This is a genomic window from Streptacidiphilus alkalitolerans (assembly GCF_042511045.1).
Lineage (GTDB): Bacteria > Actinomycetota > Actinomycetes > Streptomycetales > Streptomycetaceae > Streptacidiphilus > Streptacidiphilus alkalitolerans.
On the sequence record NZ_JBHEZX010000002.1, the window covers coordinates 365,043 to 379,984 of the forward strand.

Consider the following 14,942-nt stretch of genomic DNA (forward strand, 5'->3'; position numbering starts at 1 on the left):
CAGATGGCGTCCCTGCACGGTCTGCTCGGCAAGGACTACAACGAGCACGAACACTTCGCACTGCTGGCCCCCGTGGTTGAGGACGTGCGCCGACAGTTGGTGCAGGTGCTCGACCACGTAGTCCCGCAGGTCGTCGCGGACGGTGTCGGCGTCCCACTTGGCGCGGCTGAGCAGGTGCTGCATGGCATCGGGCGTGGCCTCCCCGGCCCATTCGGCGATGGTCCAGCAGTTCTTCCGCGGCAGGTCCGCGAGTAGTCCCAGCACCAGGTGCCGTATTCGACGCCGCGGTTCGACCCGGGCGAACCTGCCCGCGATGCGGTCCATCAGACCCTCGACCGCTTCCTGCCAGTGGGCGGCGACTACGCTGTGATCTGCGGCCACCGCGCGATCGTTTGTCTTCACACGCTGATGATCAACGGTGGCCGCACCTGCCGGTGCCAGCAGGGTGGAACGGATCGTCGAAGGAGACGCAGTGCTGGGATTGCTGGGCTTCTACGACGAACTCGACGCCCGCCCGGGCCAGCCGAACGGATCGATCCTCGACGCCGTCCAGTCCGTCGGCGAGCCGGATGAGGCCGACCTGGTGGCCTACTTGGACGCTGGCCACGTCCTGATGGACGTCATGGAAGGCGGCCACGACGTCATCACCGGCAGCACTCACCGACACGCCTCGGGATGCTCGTCACTGCTGACCGACGGCGCCTGGCTGTGGCGCCAGGACTTCCCGCACTACCTGGAAACCCACCACGTCTCGCTACCCCCGACGTTCCTCGAACACGTCCGCGGTCTGAACTTCCAGATGCCCACCATCGCCAGCGCGCAGTTCGCCCCGCACTACGACGAGACCATGCCCCTGATCGGATGGACCTCGGCCACCCCGTGGCGATCAATGGCGACCACGCTCGCACCCGAACCACGAGCAGTGACCAGCAAGGCCCAGTTCGACGCGGCGATGCTGGCCCAGGACCGGAACCGACCGCACGGCAGTTGGGGCAAGCGGCGGAAGCCGCGGAAGGCGTAGTCGCCAGCAGCTCAAGAGCGATCTACACGTCAACGACGTCACCCAGACCATCGCCCTGGTCGACGCGATCCCGCCGGTCGCGGGCCGGGTCGGCCACCCCCGCAAGCGGCCCGACGCCCTGCTCGGCGACAAGGGCTACGACAGTGCTTCCGTGCGCCGGGCCCTGCGGCACCGCGGCATCCTGCCGGTCATCTCCCGCCGCGGTCACCCCGACATCCACGGTCTGGGCAAACTCCGCTACGTCGTCGAGCGGACCTTCGCCCTGCTGCACCAGTTCAAACGACTCGCCACCCGCTGGGAACGCCGCCTCGACCTCCACGATGCCCTGGTCTCCCCGGGCTGCACGATCATCTGTTGGAGACGCCTCAAGAACGCACGAACGTCGTCGACCGTCGTCGTGTCATGATCCCAAAGGTCGCGGAACGGCGTCGTCAGGCAAGCCCTCCAGGATCACCGCGACCGTTGCCGCTGCACCTTCCATCTCCTGAACCCGACCGTCGGCGAAGGTCACCTCGAATCGGCCGTCACCGAGCGGTCTGGTCCGCGGGAGGTCATGACAGATGGGCGGCACGGCCCGGCGGCTGAAGGTCAGCCAGAACATCGAACTTCCGGGCGACAGGACCCGGAGCCGCGGCTGTTCGAAAGCAGCTTCGATGAGGTCTCGCCAGTCAGCGCCGTGTCTGCGCGCGGCGGACTCGCGCATCATCTGCCATCGAGCCGGCACGGCCTCCCCTCGCTCATGTGCCTCGGCCAACTCCCACGTCCTCAGGAAGGCACACTGCGCGACGAGCTCGCGCACCCTTGCTCCCTGAACCCAGGCACGCAATGCGCCGGCCACCTCGGACAGCTCCTGCGCGCTTCCCGAGGCCATGTGGACGCCGTGGGCCCAGCAGTCGACCAACAACCTGCGCTCGCCACTGGCCATCAGGACATTCGCTGAGCGGTCGCCGGCTTCCATCTTCGCAGCGACGTAGCGCCAGCCCGGTGAGGACGTCAGCTCGACCGTGAGCCCACGGCCCGCGCAATCGACCACCCTCTGGAGGGCGTTCTGCAGCGAGCCTGCCTCCACGACCTCGGGATAGAGGGTGGCGTACTTGTGCATGGGATGGGTGGCGTCGGTCGACGCCACCTCCGGAAGTGGCGCGTACTCCTGAAACGGACTGGCGACTCTGGCCGGTGTCACACCTGGAAGCTGCTCGGACATACGGCCGAGTCTGCCACCGCAGCCCACAGACAAGCCCGCGACCACGGATCTGCGGTCAACCACAAGTTCGTGTTACGAGCTCGTAGGAAGGCGTCCAGAAGTTGATTACTGCGTACGATACCGAGGTGCGCCTGGTGGAGGTCTGCGGAACGCTGATGGCTGCGAACGCCTACGTCCGGGCATGCCAACTACCGTCCGCCTGAGGCTGGTTGACACGTTCCTATGTCGCGGAACGGCGTCAGCCTTGGATGCGTTTGGCCAGCGCCGCAGCGATTGCGGCAGCCACCGGGGTGCCGAAGAGGCAGATCAGGATCCAAAAGGATTCGCCGCTGGCGGCCGTGATCACCAGGTTCTCTACGAAGTAGACAGTACCGGCAACGCAGGCAGCACGCCCTGAACGGGACGGCGTCGGCGCGTACTGCGGCAAACCGGCCGGCGGCTGGGCCAGGGCCAGGGCCACGCCAACGGCTAGGCCGGGAATCAGGCCGAGAGCCCCTCCGGCTGCGCACGCCTCGATGCCCACCGTCATGCCGTAGGGGCTCACATGCCCTGGGCCGCCCATGAGTTGAATAATTGCTTCAACTGCACTGCCCACCATGATGAGCACAAATGGCGCTGCCGATGCAGCCATGCCATACGCGGCTCCACGCCACACGATTGTTGACCTGAACTGCATTGATCTCCCCCTCGGCGGGGATTATGCCACGTGATCAACACGTGCCCGAAGGGTCCCCTCCGCAGGGGCTGGACCAGACGCGTAGGCCCGACCCGACCGTGTCAGGGCTCGGTGCGGTCCTTCAACGCCGCTGCGACGTCGGCCAGGAGCTGGTCGGAGAGGGTCGGGTCGTCCACTGCGCGGGCGATCGAGATCGCGCCGACGAGTGCGCTGAGGGCCAGCAGGGATTCCCGTTCCACCGTTCGGGGGTCGGGTCCGTCGATCAGGTCGACCAGTACCGCGAGGCACTTCCTGACCTGCTCGGTGTAGCTGTCGCTGGCCGCGCCCTCGTCACGTGCCATGTCGGCGGCGACTCCGGCGATCCCGCAGCCTGCCTCCGGGTGGTCACGGTGCCAGCCACTGAGGTAGCCGTCGACCAGCTTGGTGTACCCCTGGCGTCCGCCGAGCTCGCCGGAGGCGACCGTCCACTCGCTGCCGCGGGCCAGGGCCCGCTGAACGGCCTCGGTGACGAGTTGCTCGCGCGAGTCGAAGTGACGGTAGAAGCCGCCGTGGGTCAGTCCGGCCTCCTTCATGATCTCAGCGACGGCCAGGCCGGCCGCGCCGTCGCGGCGGATCCTGGCTGCGGCGATCTCAAGGATGCGGTCATGGGTCTCGACTTTGGCTGCCTGGGACGTGCCCACATGGTGCCCTTCTGCATGTCTGTCTGTATGTCCGGCCGTATGTCCGGCCGCGTTGCCCATGAAGATGATATCTGTCATCCTCAGTAACGTGGATGATGCTCGTCATCTTGATCCGCCAAACCACCGACGCCGCCCGGCTTCGAGAGGAACCCGCCATGCCGATGATCGACGTGTACGCCCCCGCAGGCACGTTCAGCGACAAGCACGCTCTCGCCCAGGAGCTCGCCCAGACGATCATGCGGTGGGAGAAGGTGCCCGCGATCCCCTTCTTCTCCGACAACACCGCCGCGTTCGTCCATGAGCTGGACCCGGACTCCTTCTCGACCGCCGGCGGCGACAGCACCCACGTACGGGTGCAGGTGACCACCAACGCCGGGGCGCTGGACCGTGATCAGCAGCTCGGACTCGTCAAGGACTTCACTGCCCTGGTCGCCAAGGCCGCCGGGGATCCCGGCCTGGAGGAACGCACCTGGGTCTCGCTGACCGAGGCCGTCCCCGGCGGCTGGGGCATCGCCGGCCACGCCTACACCAACGAGGAGATCGTCCAGCACGTCCGGGCGCTGCTCGGCAAGAGCTGACCACGGCGATCCCCGGGGCGCACGGCCCGTCAGCTCGGAGGCCCTACACCCCGCGCAGGTGGTGGGGGCGGATGCTGGCCGGCTCTTGGCCGGTCTCCACGACGTGGGTGGCGATGTCGCGGACCCTGACGTCCAAGCGCTGCGCGGCGTCGAACAGCAGGTCGTGGGCCTGGAGGGAGTTGATGGTGTGGCGTTCCATCAGGATGCCGACGGCCTCGCCGATCCAGGGCTGGCTCCCCCTGCCGCCGCGTTCCTGCGCCACCCGTTCGGCGCCGGCCAGGGCCAGGCCCGCGTGGACGGCATAGATCGCGGCGGTCTGCACCGCCTCGTCGTCGAAGGCGTACGGCCTTTCGGCGTGCAGGTTCAGGGCGGTGGCGGGGCCGTCCCCGGTGGAGATGCGACAGGAGAGGATGCTGCCGATCCCCAGTGCCACCGCCTCGCCGCGGAAGACCGGCCAGCGGCGGTCACCGGCCAGGTAGTCCGTGCGGACCAGGTCCTGGCCGCTCATCGCCTCCAGGCAGGGGCCCTCGTTGGCGTCCTGCTGCAGCCGGTCGAGTCGGCGGACCAGCGGATCCGTGCCCGCGGCGCTGTCGATGACGCCGGGTGCGCGCAACACGGTCACCCCGGCGTGGTCGATCCCCTTGACCACGGAGCCGACCAGGTCGACGACCGCGCCCAGGGTCTCCGGGACACCGTCGTGGGCGTGCAGGCGCAGGGCGGTCCGCGCCCACAGCGCTGCGACCACCATCTCGGACCGACCGGACACCACTGCGCCTCCCCACAACCGGACGGCGGGCTCCGGCGTTGTGCGATCCACGGTAGTCCGGCCCCCGTACGACGTCCGAAGGGGTGGAGCACACTTCGTCAGACTCAGGGATGGCCGGTGACGTGGGTCAGCCGAGCGTCCACTCACCGGTCTCGTCCGCGAATCCGCTGTCCATGGTGAAGTCGATCCGGGCCATGTGTGCGTGCTGCGGTATCTCCATCACCACATAACTCGTGGCGCTCTGCCCCGGTTTCAGCACCAGGTTGCCGCGGGGCGCGACGGCGGGGCCCTCGGCGAGGGTGGGGTAGACGAAGGACCCCACCTGGAGCCCGGTGTCGGTGCGGCCCCAACTGCAGTTGCTGGGCGAGTCGGAGTAGGGCTTGCGACCCGAGTCGAGCAGCCGGAGCCTGAGTCCCACGTACTTCATGCCGCGGTCGAGCAGAGAGGGGCCGCCCACCCCGCACGCCGGGTCGACCACCTGGAGGAACGTCACGGTCACCTGCTCCCCGGGATCATCGCCCTTGAGGGTCAGCGGGTGTCCCAGCGCTGCCACCTGGTCCGCCGCGGGGTGGCCGGGCAGCGAACCGTCGGCGTCGCCGGACCCCGCCGCGGGCGCTGCGGACCGGCAGGGGCGCGACGGGGCCGAGGAACCCACGGCTGAGGACGCCGGTGCTGCGGCGGCGTTCCTTACGGTGGACGAGCAACCGCCCAGGCACGCGATGAGCGCCAGTGCGACGGGCAGGGAGCGGCTGGAGGAGTGCACGGGCGCCACTCTCGCACCACCGGCACCGCAGCCAACCAGCACCCCACCCTCAGCACACAGCGGAGACGTGGCGGAGACGCACCGTCAGTCGGTGTTGTCCTCCAGGCGGGTGCCCTTGGTCTCCTTCACGAACTTGAGCACAAAGGGGATGGAGAGCGCGGCGAAGACCGTGTAGATGACGTAGGTCGTGGTGAGGTTCCAGTCGGCGAGGCTCGGGAAGCTCGCGGTGATGGCCCAGTTGGCGATCCAGTTGGCGGCGGCGCCGACACCCAGCGCCGCGGCGCGCAGCCGGTTGGGGAACATCTCGCCGAGCATGACCCAGACCACGACGCCCCAGGACATGGCGAAGAAGAACACGAAGACATGCGCGGCGACCAGGGCGACCAGGCCCTGTGCGTGCGGGAGGGTCGTGCCGGCCTTGGCCGCGAAGGCCCAAGCCTCGAAGGCCAGGGCCACGGTCATGCCGCAGGAGCCGATCAGGATCAGGGCCCGCCGTCCGATGCGGTCGACCATGATCATCGCAACCACGGTGCCGACGATGTTCACGATGGAGGTGGTGAACGAGTAGAGGAAGGACGAACTGGGGTCGATGCCGACCGACTGCCACAGGGTGTTCGAGTAGTAGAAGGCGACGTTGATGCCGACCAGTTGCTGGAACACGGCCAGGCCGATGCCGACCCAGACGATGGGCTTGAAGCCGAAGCGGGCGCCGAACAGGTCCTTGAAGGTGGACTTCTGCTCCGAGTTCATCCCGGCCTGGATCTCGGCGACCCTGGCGTCCAGGTCGGGGACGGAGGGCTCGACCTCGGCGATGACGGCCTTGGCGCGATCGATCCGCCCGGCCGAGATCAGGAAGCGCGGGGACTCGGGGATGACGAAGGAGAGCAGCCCGTAGATCACGGCCGGTATCACCATCACCCCGAGCATGACCTGCCAGGCCTCCAGACCGAGCAGGTGTCCTCGGTCCTTGCCGCCGGCGGCGTTGAGGATGCCCCAGTTGACGAGCTGGGACAGGGCGATGCCGATGACGATCGCGGCCTGCTGGAAGGAGGCGAGCCGGCCGCGGTAGGCGGGCGGTGCGACCTCGGCGATGTAGGCCGGGCCGATGACGGAGGCCATGCCGATGCCGAAGCCGCCGAGGATGCGCCACAGCGCGAGGTCCCAGACGGCGAAGGAGAGCGCCGAGCCGACGGCGCTGACGGTGAAGAGGACGGCGGCGATCTGCATGACCCGGATGCGCCCGATCCGGTCGGCCACCCGTCCGGCGGTGGCCGCGCCGATGGCGCAGCCGATCAGCGCGATGGCGACGACCTGGGCGAGTTCGGCCGATCCGATGCCGTACTTGCTCTGGATCGCGCCCGTGGCGCCGTTGATGACGGAACTGTCGTAGCCGAAGAGGAAGCCGCCCATCGCGGCGGCAGCGGTGATGAAGACGACGTGCGCCAGGCCGTCGCCGGAGCTCTGGGTCTGGGATGACGCGAGGGACGGGGGGTTGGTTGTGCTGCTCACGACGATTCTCCTGGTGCCCGGCATCCTTACCGGACCTAAATACTCTAGGCAACTTTTGAAGGATATGCCTTCAACTTCTGAGGTCAAAAAGCGGGTATACGCCACTCATCAGGTGCATGTCACTACACCTCTTGAACACATTTATGCGTCGGACCAGTGGAGGCAACCCGGTCTCCGTCTCTCCCGCATCGGGGCGAGCAAACCGGCCCTGTCAGCGATATGTCAGCGGACCCGGGCGGCTGTCAGCAGGATGTCGGCGGGGCCCGGCATCGTGAGGGGCATGAAGCAGATCGACAAGCACTCCGAATCCGGCCGCCCGGTGGCCGTGTCCGTCCGGGGACTGGTCAAGCACTACGGCGAGACCAAGGCGCTGGACGGCGTGGACCTGGACGTCCACCAGGGCACCGTCATGGGTGTCCTCGGCCCGAACGGGGCCGGCAAGACCACCCTCGTCCGCTGCCTGTCCACCCTGATCACGCCGGATGCCGGCCGGGCCGTCGTGGCCGGCTACGACGTGGTGCGGCAGCCCCGGCAGCTGCGCCGGGTGATCGGCCTCACCGGCCAGTACGCCGCGGTCGACGAGAAGCTCTCCGGCCGCGAGAACCTGTACCTGATCGGCCGGCTGCTGGACCTGTCCAGCAAGGAGGCCCGCTCCCGCGCGGACGCCCTGCTGGAACGGTTCTCCCTCACCGACGCCGCGACCCGCCCGGCCCGTACCTACTCCGGCGGCATGCGCCGCCGGCTCGACCTGGCCGCGTCGATGATCGGCCGCCCGCACGTCCTCTACCTGGACGAGCCCACGACCGGCCTCGACCCGCGCACCCGCAACGAGGTGTGGACCGAGGTCAAGAGCATGGTGCGGGACGGTGTGACGGTGCTGCTCACCACCCAGTACATGGAGGAGGCCGAGCAGTTGGCCTCCGAGCTGACCGTCATCGACCGCGGCAGGGTGATCGCCAACGGCGGCACCGAAGAACTCAAGGCGAAGGTCGGCGGACGCACCCTGCGGGTCCGCCCGGCCAACCGGGTGGACCTGCGTCCGCTCGCCGACGCCCTGGACGAGCTGCGCCTGACCGACGCGCCCACCACCGTCGACGCCGAGTCCGGCGAGGTCCTGGTGCCGATCATCAGCGACGAGCAGCTGACCACGGTGGTCGGCGCGGTCACCGCGCGCGGCCTCACCATCGGCTCGATCACCACCGAACTGCCCAGCCTGGACGAGGTGTTCATGTCCCTCACCGGCCAGAAGACATCGGCCCCGCAGGCCGCCGGCACCGAACTCGAGGAGGTCTCCGTATGAGTACCGTCGCTCTTTCCCCCCTGGCCCCGACGATCACGATCGAGGCCGACCCGAAGATCGGCCTGCGCGGCCATCTCCGCCACACCGGCGCGCTGATCCGCCGCAATCTGCTGTGGATCAAGCAGGACCCCGAGTCGATGATGGACGCGGTGCTGATGCCCGTCATCTTCACGCTGCTCTTCGTCTACGTCTTCGGCGGCTCGATCGGCCAGTCGCTCGGCGGCGGCCAGGCCGCCTACGTCCAGTACGTGATCCCCGGCATGATCGCGATGATGAGCATGAACATCGCCCAGGGCGTCGGCACCGGATTCAACGAGGACTTCAACAAGGGCATCATGGACCGCTTCCGGTCGCTGCCCATCGGACGCGGCTCCGTCCTGGTCGCGAAGATCGCGGTGGAACTGATCCGCCTCCTGGTCGCCACCACGGTCGTGATGATCATCGCGCTGCTGGTCGGCTTCGACGTCAACGGCCACTGGGGCGGCCTGCTGGCCTCCGTCGGACTGTCCGCGCTGTTCGGCTCCGCCATCATGTGGATCTTCCTGGTCCTCGGTGTGACCATGAAGAACGCCCAGTCGGTGCAGGCCATGGGCTTCCTGGTGATGATGCCGCTGCAGTTCGGCTCCTCGATCTTCGCGCCGACCAGCTCGATGCCGGGCTGGCTGAAGAACTTCACCACCTACAACCCGATGTCCGGCCTGGCCGACGCGGCCCGCGGCCTGATGACCGGAGGCCCGATCGGCCACGGCCTGACCGTCACCCTCGCCTGGACGGTCGGCCTGACGGTGGTCATGGCACCGATCGCCATCCGCAAGTTCACCCGCAAGAGCTGAGGCGCAGGACTCGGGGGACTCGTACGGGACTGCCTGGGTAGGCGGACGGGGAACGTGTACCCGAGGTAGTGGAGTGTGTCGTGATCGAGGTCTCCCTGCTGCTCGCAACCGCCCTGCTGGTGGCCGGGGCCACCGCGCTGCGGGCCCGGCGCGAGTACCTGCGCAGCCATCCCCGGGCTGCCGCCCGCGCCGCCGCGAGGGTGCTGGCGACGCGTCGGCGGGCGCTGGAGGCCTTCGCCACCGCGCCGCCGACCGCCCGGCCCTGCTGTCCCGCGCATGACCAGGGAACGCCGGCGGGCAACCCGTTTCCCCTCCGGCGACATGGCACCGCTACTCGTCGGCCGCTGCCCCGGTAAGCTCCCCCGGCTCCTCGCCCGCCGCGCGCTGTGAGGAGGCGCTGCTTCCCGTCCGTGCGCTTGGCAGTACAGCTCGCGTTGCTGTCAGGACCGCTTGAATGTCAGCCGGATCCGAGCGCCGCAGCACAAAGATCTTCGCCAGGGCGATCAGGCTTGGACCGCTCAGGATCGCAGTGCCCCACCAGTCTCCCCCAGAGCCGAAGTAGATGGCTCCCCCGAGAGAAACCAGGGCAACGATCAGACCGGAGAACAGGCCGGCAAAGTAACGCTGCTGGTTGAACTTCTTGTCCAGCATGAGGAGTTCGTGCTCACGGGCGAGCTGTGGTTCCAAAGCGGCAGTGAAGGCCTTCAACGTCGCTGCTGGAACAGTGCTCCAGTCCCTGGCGATCTGAAGCGCCACGGACTGTCCGGACTGTTCCTGTTCCGGCTGCCTCTGCCTACCCGCCATCACCGCACCGTCCCAGAGTTACTGCCCGTGTCTGCCGGCGCATTGCCCTCCAAGCCGTCCGGTGGCGGCCCGAGGCGGATGAGGTACCGGATCAGAGCGCTGTCGAACCGCGCTGCAGACCACTCTGCGTCTTCTCCGTCAGGCACGACGGGCACGTCGAAGGCGAAGTCGTCCTCTTCCACCGCCTCCGCCTCCGCCTCCGCCTGATTGTCGAGAGCCTCGGCGATGGCTGCGATCAGGTCGGCTTGGCTGGGCAGACCATGCAAGTCCTTCTCCGCGGACTTGGTTCCGCCTCTACCCTTGTCAGGGCTCCACATCGGTCGGTACAGCAGGTAGCTCACGATGCCGACGAACACGGCGCTGGAAGCTCCTGTCACCACCGCGAGACTGTCCTTGTTGCCGCCGGTCCCGAAGTAGTACCCAAAGCCGATCCAGAAACTTGCCGCTGAACCCGCTGCCGCCCAGCGCAGAAACCGTCCCCGCGGCGACGGGCCGAACGGCAGCACAACCAATGCAGGCGTCAGTACCAACGCGACGACCAATACCGCCTGCCGGAGGTCCATGGCTCCACGGTAGCGGCGAGAAGCAGCCGACAGACCTACTACAACGAATCCGTGACCACCAATCAGCTCGGGCTGTCCGGCAGTACCGCAGTGAGCGGCGGGTGCCGCTCGTCGGTGCCCAGGGACACCACACCAACAGCAAACGCTCCGGTGGGCTACCCGGTGGACGAAGGGCAGCATGCCTGGAGCGTAGGGTAATCCGCTTGAACGGGGGGTGGGTGGGCGTGGGAGGCTTGCGCGATGATCTCCGACCTGGCCCCTCGCTTCCTGACCTGGGACGAGGTGGACCCCGCCCGCCACCCCTTCGACGGCGGGTCGGCGTCCCGGGTCGTGCGCTCACTCGGGTCGGCCCGACATGTGCCGTGCCGCCCCGACATCACGGTCACCGACCCGGCGATGGACGGCTGGATCCGGATGAACGCCTGGAGCTCGGAGGTGGCCGAGCCCTGGGCCGATGCCGTGTCGCACGAGCTGGTCGAACGCTACGGGCGCTGGGCCCTGGGCTGGCGCTGGTCGGTGGGCGAAGCGGACTTCGACGCGGGGCCGGTCGGGAACTGGTGCTGCCTGCGGCACTCGATCACCCTCCCGGAGGAGACGCTCGAGCGGGTCGTGGCGGCTCTGTGCGAGTGGCGCGGCTGGCTGGAGAGCCTGGCCGCATGGTTCGAGGCGTACCCGTTGGATCTCGCCACGGTCGCGGACCAGCGCGTCCTGTGGGAGCTCGCCGCCCGGAACCTGATCCAGCACGTGGTCGACCGCACCGGTTGCGACAGCGGCTGGTACTCACACTGCGACCAGGTGCTCACCTGGTTCCTCAGCCGCTGGGGCGTCGCACCCGACCTCGCGCAGGAGATGGTCAAGCAGGCCATCGGCGGCCGGTTCGCAAGCTGGACCGCCCCCGACACGGTGCTGGTCGGGGACGTCGCGGAGCAACTCGCGTTGTCGCTCAGCCCGGACGACGGCAGGCCGCCGTCCGCCGAAGCCGTACCGGACCACCTCTCACGCTGGCTCGACGTCCGGGAGTCGGTCCCGTGGGAGGAAGCGCCGGAGCATGGCCTACGGAGCCCGGCAGCCGGGTCGCGCGACGGGGCCGCGGAGGACATCCGCGCCTTCGACGGCTCCGTGGACCCGGCCCGTGCCGACGGCCTGCTCACCGCCCTGGAGCTGATGCGGTCCGACGCGGCACGGGGTGCCCCGCTCGACTTCGCGCTGCTGCGCGGCTGGCAGCAGCACGTCCTGGGCCTGCCGCAGCGGCCGCCGTTCCGCACCCTGCCGGCCTTTGCCAAGGGCGGCCGTGAACGCTACGGCATCGGCCCGGGCACCCGCGAACGCCTTGACGCCTGTCTGGCCGCGAGCCAGGTGCGCGCCGGGTCACCCCTCCCGCTCACCGCCCGGGCCGCCCGCGCCTACCTCGACGTCTGCTTCTTCCATCCCTTCGACGACGGCAATGCCCGGTCGGCCTTCCTCACCCTGCTGTTTGTCCTCGCCCGCGAGGGCATTGAGCCCAACGGGGTCCGGCTGCTGCGTCAGGTCAGCTTCAAGGCCGACGATCCTCAGGACGCACTGGCCCTCGCCCGATACATCGGCATCCACCTCGCGGAGGCATGACGACCGCCGGCCCCCCGGCCCCCCGGCCCCAGGTCAGTGGACCAGGGTGGGGGCTGTGGGCTCGGCCTCGGTGGCGGCGTTGCCGTTGGCATTGGCGTTGGAGTTGGCGTTGGCGCCGCTGTTCGAGGAGGTGGGCTGGTGGCCGCCCAGCGGGCGGGCGTTGACCAGCAGCGCCGCGCTGAGACCGGCCAGCGTGAGCAGGCCGGCCGCGACGCCGAAGGCGATGCTGAAGCCGTGGACCATCGCGGCGGACTGCAGGCTCGCCGCGCCGGAGGCCGAGCGGACGCCGGCAGCGTGCGACGTGGCGTAGTGGGCGGTGGCGCTGTTGGCGATGGTGCTCAGCAGGGAGGTGCCGATGGCGCCGCCGATCTGCTGCGAGGTGCTGACCATGGCCGAGGCCACCCCCGCGTCCTGGCGCTGCACGCCCAGCGTGGCCAGGTTCATGGCGGGCATGAACACCAGGCCCATGCCGAAGCCGAGCATCACCAGTGCGGGCAGCACGTGCGTCGCGTACGAGCCGTCCGCCGAGATCTGAGTGAGGAGCAGCATCGCACCCGCGGCGATGAACGCGCCCGGCGCCATCAGGAAGCGGGCGGGGACCTTGGGCAGCAGCCGTACGGCGACCTGGGTGGCGCCGAGCATCATCCCCGCGACCATCGGCAGGAACGCGAAGCCGCTGGTCATCGGGGTGTAGTGGAGTACCACCTGGAGGTAGTAGGTGAGGAACAGGAAGGCGCCAAACATGCCCACCACCGAGATGCCGATGGTGAGGTAGGCGCCGCCGCGGTTGCGGTCCAGCACCACGCGCAGCGGCAGCAGCGGGGAGGCGCTGCGGGACTGCACCACCACGAAGGCGGCGAGCAGGACCACGGCCGCGATGATGAAACCAAGGGTGCTGGTGGCGCTCCAGCCGGCCGTCTCGGCCTTGTTGAAGCCGTAGACCAGGGAGGCGAGGCCGGCGCCCGCGAGCACGATGCCGGGGATGTCCAGCCGGGTGGAGTGCCGTGCGCCCTCGGGCTCCTTGATCACCAGCACCGCGCCGGCCATGGCCACCAGGGCGAAGAACACGTTGACGAACATGGTCCAGCGCCAGTTGGCGTACTCGGTCAGGACGCCGCCGAGGATCAGGCCGATGGCCGCTCCCCCGCCGGAGATCGCACCGTAGATGCCGAAGGCCTTGGCCCGTTCCTTGGGCTGGGTGAACATCACCGTCAGCAGTGACAGCGCGGCCGGGGCGAGTATCGCGCCGAAGGCGCCCTGCAGGGCGCGGGCGCCCAGCAGCATGCCGGGGTTGACGGCGGCCCCGCCCAGCGCGGAGGCGGCGGCGAAGCCGACCAGTCCGATCATGAAGGCGCGGCGGCGTCCCCAGCGGTCGGAGATCCGGCCGCCGAAGAGCAGCAGTCCACCGAAGGCCAGGGCGTAGGCGGTGACCACCCACTGCCGGTTGGCGTCGGAGATGCCGAGGTCGTGCTGTGCGGAGGGCAGGGCGATGTTCACGATGGTGCCGTCGAGGACGACCATCAGCTGGGCCAGGGCGATGAAGGCCAGTGCCTTCCAGCGCCTGGGGTCCAGGGCGGGTACGGGATTGCTCATGACTGCGATGCCTTTTCTGAGGATTCCGAGGACGAGGACGAGGATGAAGACGAAGAGGACGCCGGTGCGTCGAACGTCATCCGCGGGGAGCGCGAGGGGACGGCGTCGAGCGCGGCGAGGGAGTCCGGGTCGAGGGCGAGCGCGCCCGCGGCGGTGTTGGCGGCAAGGTGGTCGGGGTCGGCGGTGCCCGGGATGAGCAGGGTGTTCGGGGCGTGCTGCAGCAGCCAGGCCAGGCCGACCTGGGCCGGAGTGCTGCCCAGGGTCTTCGCCGCGGCGAGGACCGCCGGTTCGTCGGTGACCTTCGGCAGGCCGGGGAAGCCGCTGCCGAGCGGGAAGTAGGGCACCCAGGCGATGTCCTCGACCGCGCAGAGCGCCAGCATCTCCTCGTCCTCGCGGGAGAGCAGGCTGTAGGCGTTCTGCACGCAGACGATGCCGACCGGGAGCGCGCGGCGCAGCACGTCGAGGGTGACGCTGCTCAGGCCGATCGCGCCGATCTTGCCCTCGTCGCGCAGCGCGGTCATCACCGCGAGCTGGTCGTCGATGTCGACGACCTGGTCGCCCTCGGCACGCAGACCGGGGCCGTTGTCCAGGCGGCGCAGGTTGACCACCGGGACCTGCTCGACGCCGAGGCCGACGAGGTTGGATTCGACGCTGGCCCGCAGCTGCTCGGGGCGCTGGGCCGGACGCAGCGGGATGCGCCCGCCGGGATTGGGGTCGGCGCCGACCTTGCTGACCACCAGGACGTCGTCCTGGGGCTGGAACGCGTCGCGGACGAGGCCGTTGACGAAGCCATCGCCGTAGAACTGGGCGGTGTCGACATGGTCGACGCCGAGTTCGACCGCGCGGCGCAGCAGGGCGAGTGCGGCGGGGCGGTCGTCGTGGAGCCGTTCGAGCTGCATCGCGCCGAAACCGACGCGTGAGACGGTCCGGCCGGCGAGGCGGCCTGCGCCACCCGGGCGCGGGAGACCGTGCGCTGTGGTGCTGACAGGCATGGCTGTGCCCCTGTCCTGTGTGAGACCATGGAAGAAGCGGAGGTTCCTCCGCTCT

At 69.1% G+C, this 14,942-nt stretch carries 17 protein-coding genes and 1 pseudogene; 7 read left to right on the forward strand and 11 right to left on the reverse strand.

Features of this window, described 5'->3' with window-relative positions:
• Window positions 1-102: 102 nt before the first annotated feature.
• Window positions 103-324 (reverse strand): annotated as a pseudogene (locus tag ACEZDG_RS05375) (transposase); the annotation flags it as partial.
• A 148-nt stretch (window positions 325-472) separates the two neighbouring features.
• Here ACEZDG_RS05375 and ACEZDG_RS05380 point away from each other — a divergent pair.
• Both ACEZDG_RS05380 and ACEZDG_RS05385 read left to right on the forward strand, forming a co-directional pair.
• Entirely contained in the window at window positions 473-1,021 is a 549-nt protein-coding gene (locus ACEZDG_RS05380; protein WP_380503053.1) for a hypothetical protein, read from the forward strand.
• 67 nt (window positions 1,022-1,088) lie between these two features.
• Window positions 1,089-1,427 carry a transposase gene (locus ACEZDG_RS05385; protein ID WP_380503837.1) on the forward strand — a complete coding sequence of 113 codons (339 nt, stop codon included), beginning with the start codon at window positions 1,089-1,091 and terminating at the stop codon, window positions 1,425-1,427.
• On the opposite strand, the gene ACEZDG_RS05390 is transcribed toward ACEZDG_RS05385, so the two are convergent.
• From ACEZDG_RS05390 to ACEZDG_RS05400, 3 genes are all read right to left on the reverse strand, one after another.
• Window positions 1,422-2,225 (reverse strand): DUF6193 family natural product biosynthesis protein, encoded by an 804-nt coding sequence (locus tag ACEZDG_RS05390; RefSeq protein ID WP_380503056.1) that lies wholly within the window; start codon window positions 2,223-2,225, stop codon window positions 1,422-1,424. The two genes, ACEZDG_RS05385 and ACEZDG_RS05390, sit on opposite strands and share 6 nt — an antisense overlap.
• Window positions 2,226-2,463: 238 nt before the next feature.
• A complete protein-coding gene (locus tag ACEZDG_RS05395) occupies window positions 2,464-2,856 on the reverse strand; it encodes a hypothetical protein (RefSeq protein ID WP_380503059.1) in 393 nt (130 codons plus the stop codon).
• 146 nt (window positions 2,857-3,002) lie between these two features.
• Window positions 3,003-3,581: a TetR/AcrR family transcriptional regulator gene (locus tag ACEZDG_RS05400; RefSeq protein ID WP_380503061.1), complete on the reverse strand. Its 579-nt coding sequence runs from the start codon at window positions 3,579-3,581 to the stop codon at window positions 3,003-3,005.
• Window positions 3,582-3,688: 107 nt separating this feature from the next.
• Between ACEZDG_RS05400 and ACEZDG_RS05405 the strand changes: the two genes are divergently transcribed.
• Window positions 3,689-4,159, forward strand: coding sequence for a tautomerase family protein (locus ACEZDG_RS05405; RefSeq protein WP_380503064.1), 471 nt, complete (start codon window positions 3,689-3,691; stop codon window positions 4,157-4,159).
• 43 nt (window positions 4,160-4,202) lie between these two features.
• Here the strand turns inward: ACEZDG_RS05405 and ACEZDG_RS05410 are convergent, their stop codons facing one another.
• From ACEZDG_RS05410 to ACEZDG_RS05420, 3 genes are all read right to left on the reverse strand, one after another.
• The gene (locus tag ACEZDG_RS05410; protein ID WP_380503067.1) at window positions 4,203-4,925 is read right to left on the reverse strand and encodes a GAF and ANTAR domain-containing protein; all 723 of its coding nucleotides are present in this window, start codon (window positions 4,923-4,925) and stop codon (window positions 4,203-4,205) included.
• A gap of 127 nt (window positions 4,926-5,052) precedes the next feature.
• Window positions 5,053-5,688 carry a hypothetical protein gene (locus ACEZDG_RS05415; protein ID WP_380503069.1) on the reverse strand — a complete coding sequence of 212 codons (636 nt, stop codon included), beginning with the start codon at window positions 5,686-5,688 and terminating at the stop codon, window positions 5,053-5,055.
• 84 nt (window positions 5,689-5,772) lie between these two features.
• The gene (locus ACEZDG_RS05420) at window positions 5,773-7,221 is read right to left on the reverse strand and encodes a sugar porter family MFS transporter (protein ID WP_380503073.1); all 1,449 of its coding nucleotides are present in this window, start codon (window positions 7,219-7,221) and stop codon (window positions 5,773-5,775) included.
• Between the two features lie 256 nt (window positions 7,222-7,477).
• On the opposite strand from ACEZDG_RS05420, the gene ACEZDG_RS05425 reads away from it, so the two are divergent.
• The 3 genes from ACEZDG_RS05425 (at window position 7,478) to ACEZDG_RS05435 (ending at window position 9,686) form a co-directional block, all read left to right on the forward strand.
• On the forward strand, window positions 7,478-8,497 hold the full coding sequence (locus ACEZDG_RS05425; RefSeq protein WP_380503075.1) for an ATP-binding cassette domain-containing protein: 1,020 nt from the start codon (window positions 7,478-7,480) through the stop codon (window positions 8,495-8,497).
• Window positions 8,494-9,330, forward strand: coding sequence for an ABC transporter permease (locus tag ACEZDG_RS05430; protein WP_380503081.1), 837 nt, complete (start codon window positions 8,494-8,496; stop codon window positions 9,328-9,330). The genes ACEZDG_RS05425 and ACEZDG_RS05430 overlap by 4 nt, the downstream gene beginning before the upstream one ends.
• Window positions 9,331-9,410: 80 nt before the next feature.
• Window positions 9,411-9,686, forward strand: coding sequence for a hypothetical protein (locus tag ACEZDG_RS05435; RefSeq protein ID WP_380503083.1), 276 nt, complete (start codon window positions 9,411-9,413; stop codon window positions 9,684-9,686).
• On the opposite strand, the gene ACEZDG_RS05440 is transcribed toward ACEZDG_RS05435, so the two are convergent.
• On the reverse strand, window positions 9,661-10,086 hold the full coding sequence (locus ACEZDG_RS05440; protein WP_380503085.1) for a hypothetical protein: 426 nt from the start codon (window positions 10,084-10,086) through the stop codon (window positions 9,661-9,663). The genes ACEZDG_RS05435 and ACEZDG_RS05440 overlap by 26 nt on opposite strands.
• Before the next feature lie 47 nt (window positions 10,087-10,133).
• A complete protein-coding gene (locus tag ACEZDG_RS05445) occupies window positions 10,134-10,697 on the reverse strand; it encodes a hypothetical protein (protein ID WP_380503088.1) in 564 nt (187 codons plus the stop codon).
• A 240-nt stretch (window positions 10,698-10,937) separates the two neighbouring features.
• Here ACEZDG_RS05445 and ACEZDG_RS05450 point away from each other — a divergent pair, with 240 nt between their 5' ends.
• Window positions 10,938-12,302, forward strand: coding sequence for a cell filamentation protein Fic (locus ACEZDG_RS05450; RefSeq protein WP_380503090.1), 1,365 nt, complete (start codon window positions 10,938-10,940; stop codon window positions 12,300-12,302).
• A gap of 33 nt (window positions 12,303-12,335) precedes the next feature.
• Here the strand turns inward: ACEZDG_RS05450 and ACEZDG_RS05455 are convergent, their stop codons facing one another.
• Window positions 12,336-13,895, reverse strand: coding sequence for an MFS transporter (locus ACEZDG_RS05455; protein ID WP_380503093.1), 1,560 nt, complete (start codon window positions 13,893-13,895; stop codon window positions 12,336-12,338).
• Window positions 13,892-14,887, reverse strand: a complete 996-nt coding sequence (locus ACEZDG_RS05460; protein WP_380503096.1) for an aldo/keto reductase — start codon at window positions 14,885-14,887, stop codon at window positions 13,892-13,894. The genes ACEZDG_RS05455 and ACEZDG_RS05460 overlap by 4 nt, the downstream gene beginning before the upstream one ends.
• Window positions 14,888-14,942: the final 55 nt, after the last annotated feature.

Bases quoted from the DNA above. Each gene is read 5' to 3' on its own strand.
- ACEZDG_RS05460 (WP_380503096.1), bottom strand. From the start codon at position 14,887: ATGCCTGTCAGCACCACAGCGCACGGTCTCCCGCGCCCGGGTGGCGCA.
- ACEZDG_RS05390 (WP_380503056.1), bottom strand. From the start codon at position 2,225: ATGTCCGAGCAGCTTCCAGGTGTGACACCGGCCAGAGTCGCCAGTCCG.
- ACEZDG_RS05425 (WP_380503075.1), top strand. From the start codon at position 7,478: ATGAAGCAGATCGACAAGCACTCCGAATCCGGCCGCCCGGTGGCCGTG.
- ACEZDG_RS05395 (WP_380503059.1), bottom strand. From the start codon at position 2,856: ATGGCTGCATCGGCAGCGCCATTTGTGCTCATCATGGTGGGCAGTGCA.
- ACEZDG_RS05445 (WP_380503088.1), bottom strand. From the start codon at position 10,697: ATGGACCTCCGGCAGGCGGTATTGGTCGTCGCGTTGGTACTGACGCCT.
- ACEZDG_RS05430 (WP_380503081.1), top strand. From the start codon at position 8,494: ATGAGTACCGTCGCTCTTTCCCCCCTGGCCCCGACGATCACGATCGAG.
- ACEZDG_RS05455 (WP_380503093.1), bottom strand. From the start codon at position 13,895: ATGAGCAATCCCGTACCCGCCCTGGACCCCAGGCGCTGGAAGGCACTG.
- ACEZDG_RS05450 (WP_380503090.1), top strand. From the start codon at position 10,938: ATGATCTCCGACCTGGCCCCTCGCTTCCTGACCTGGGACGAGGTGGAC.
- ACEZDG_RS05420 (WP_380503073.1), bottom strand. From the start codon at position 7,221: ATGCCGGGCACCAGGAGAATCGTCGTGAGCAGCACAACCAACCCCCCG.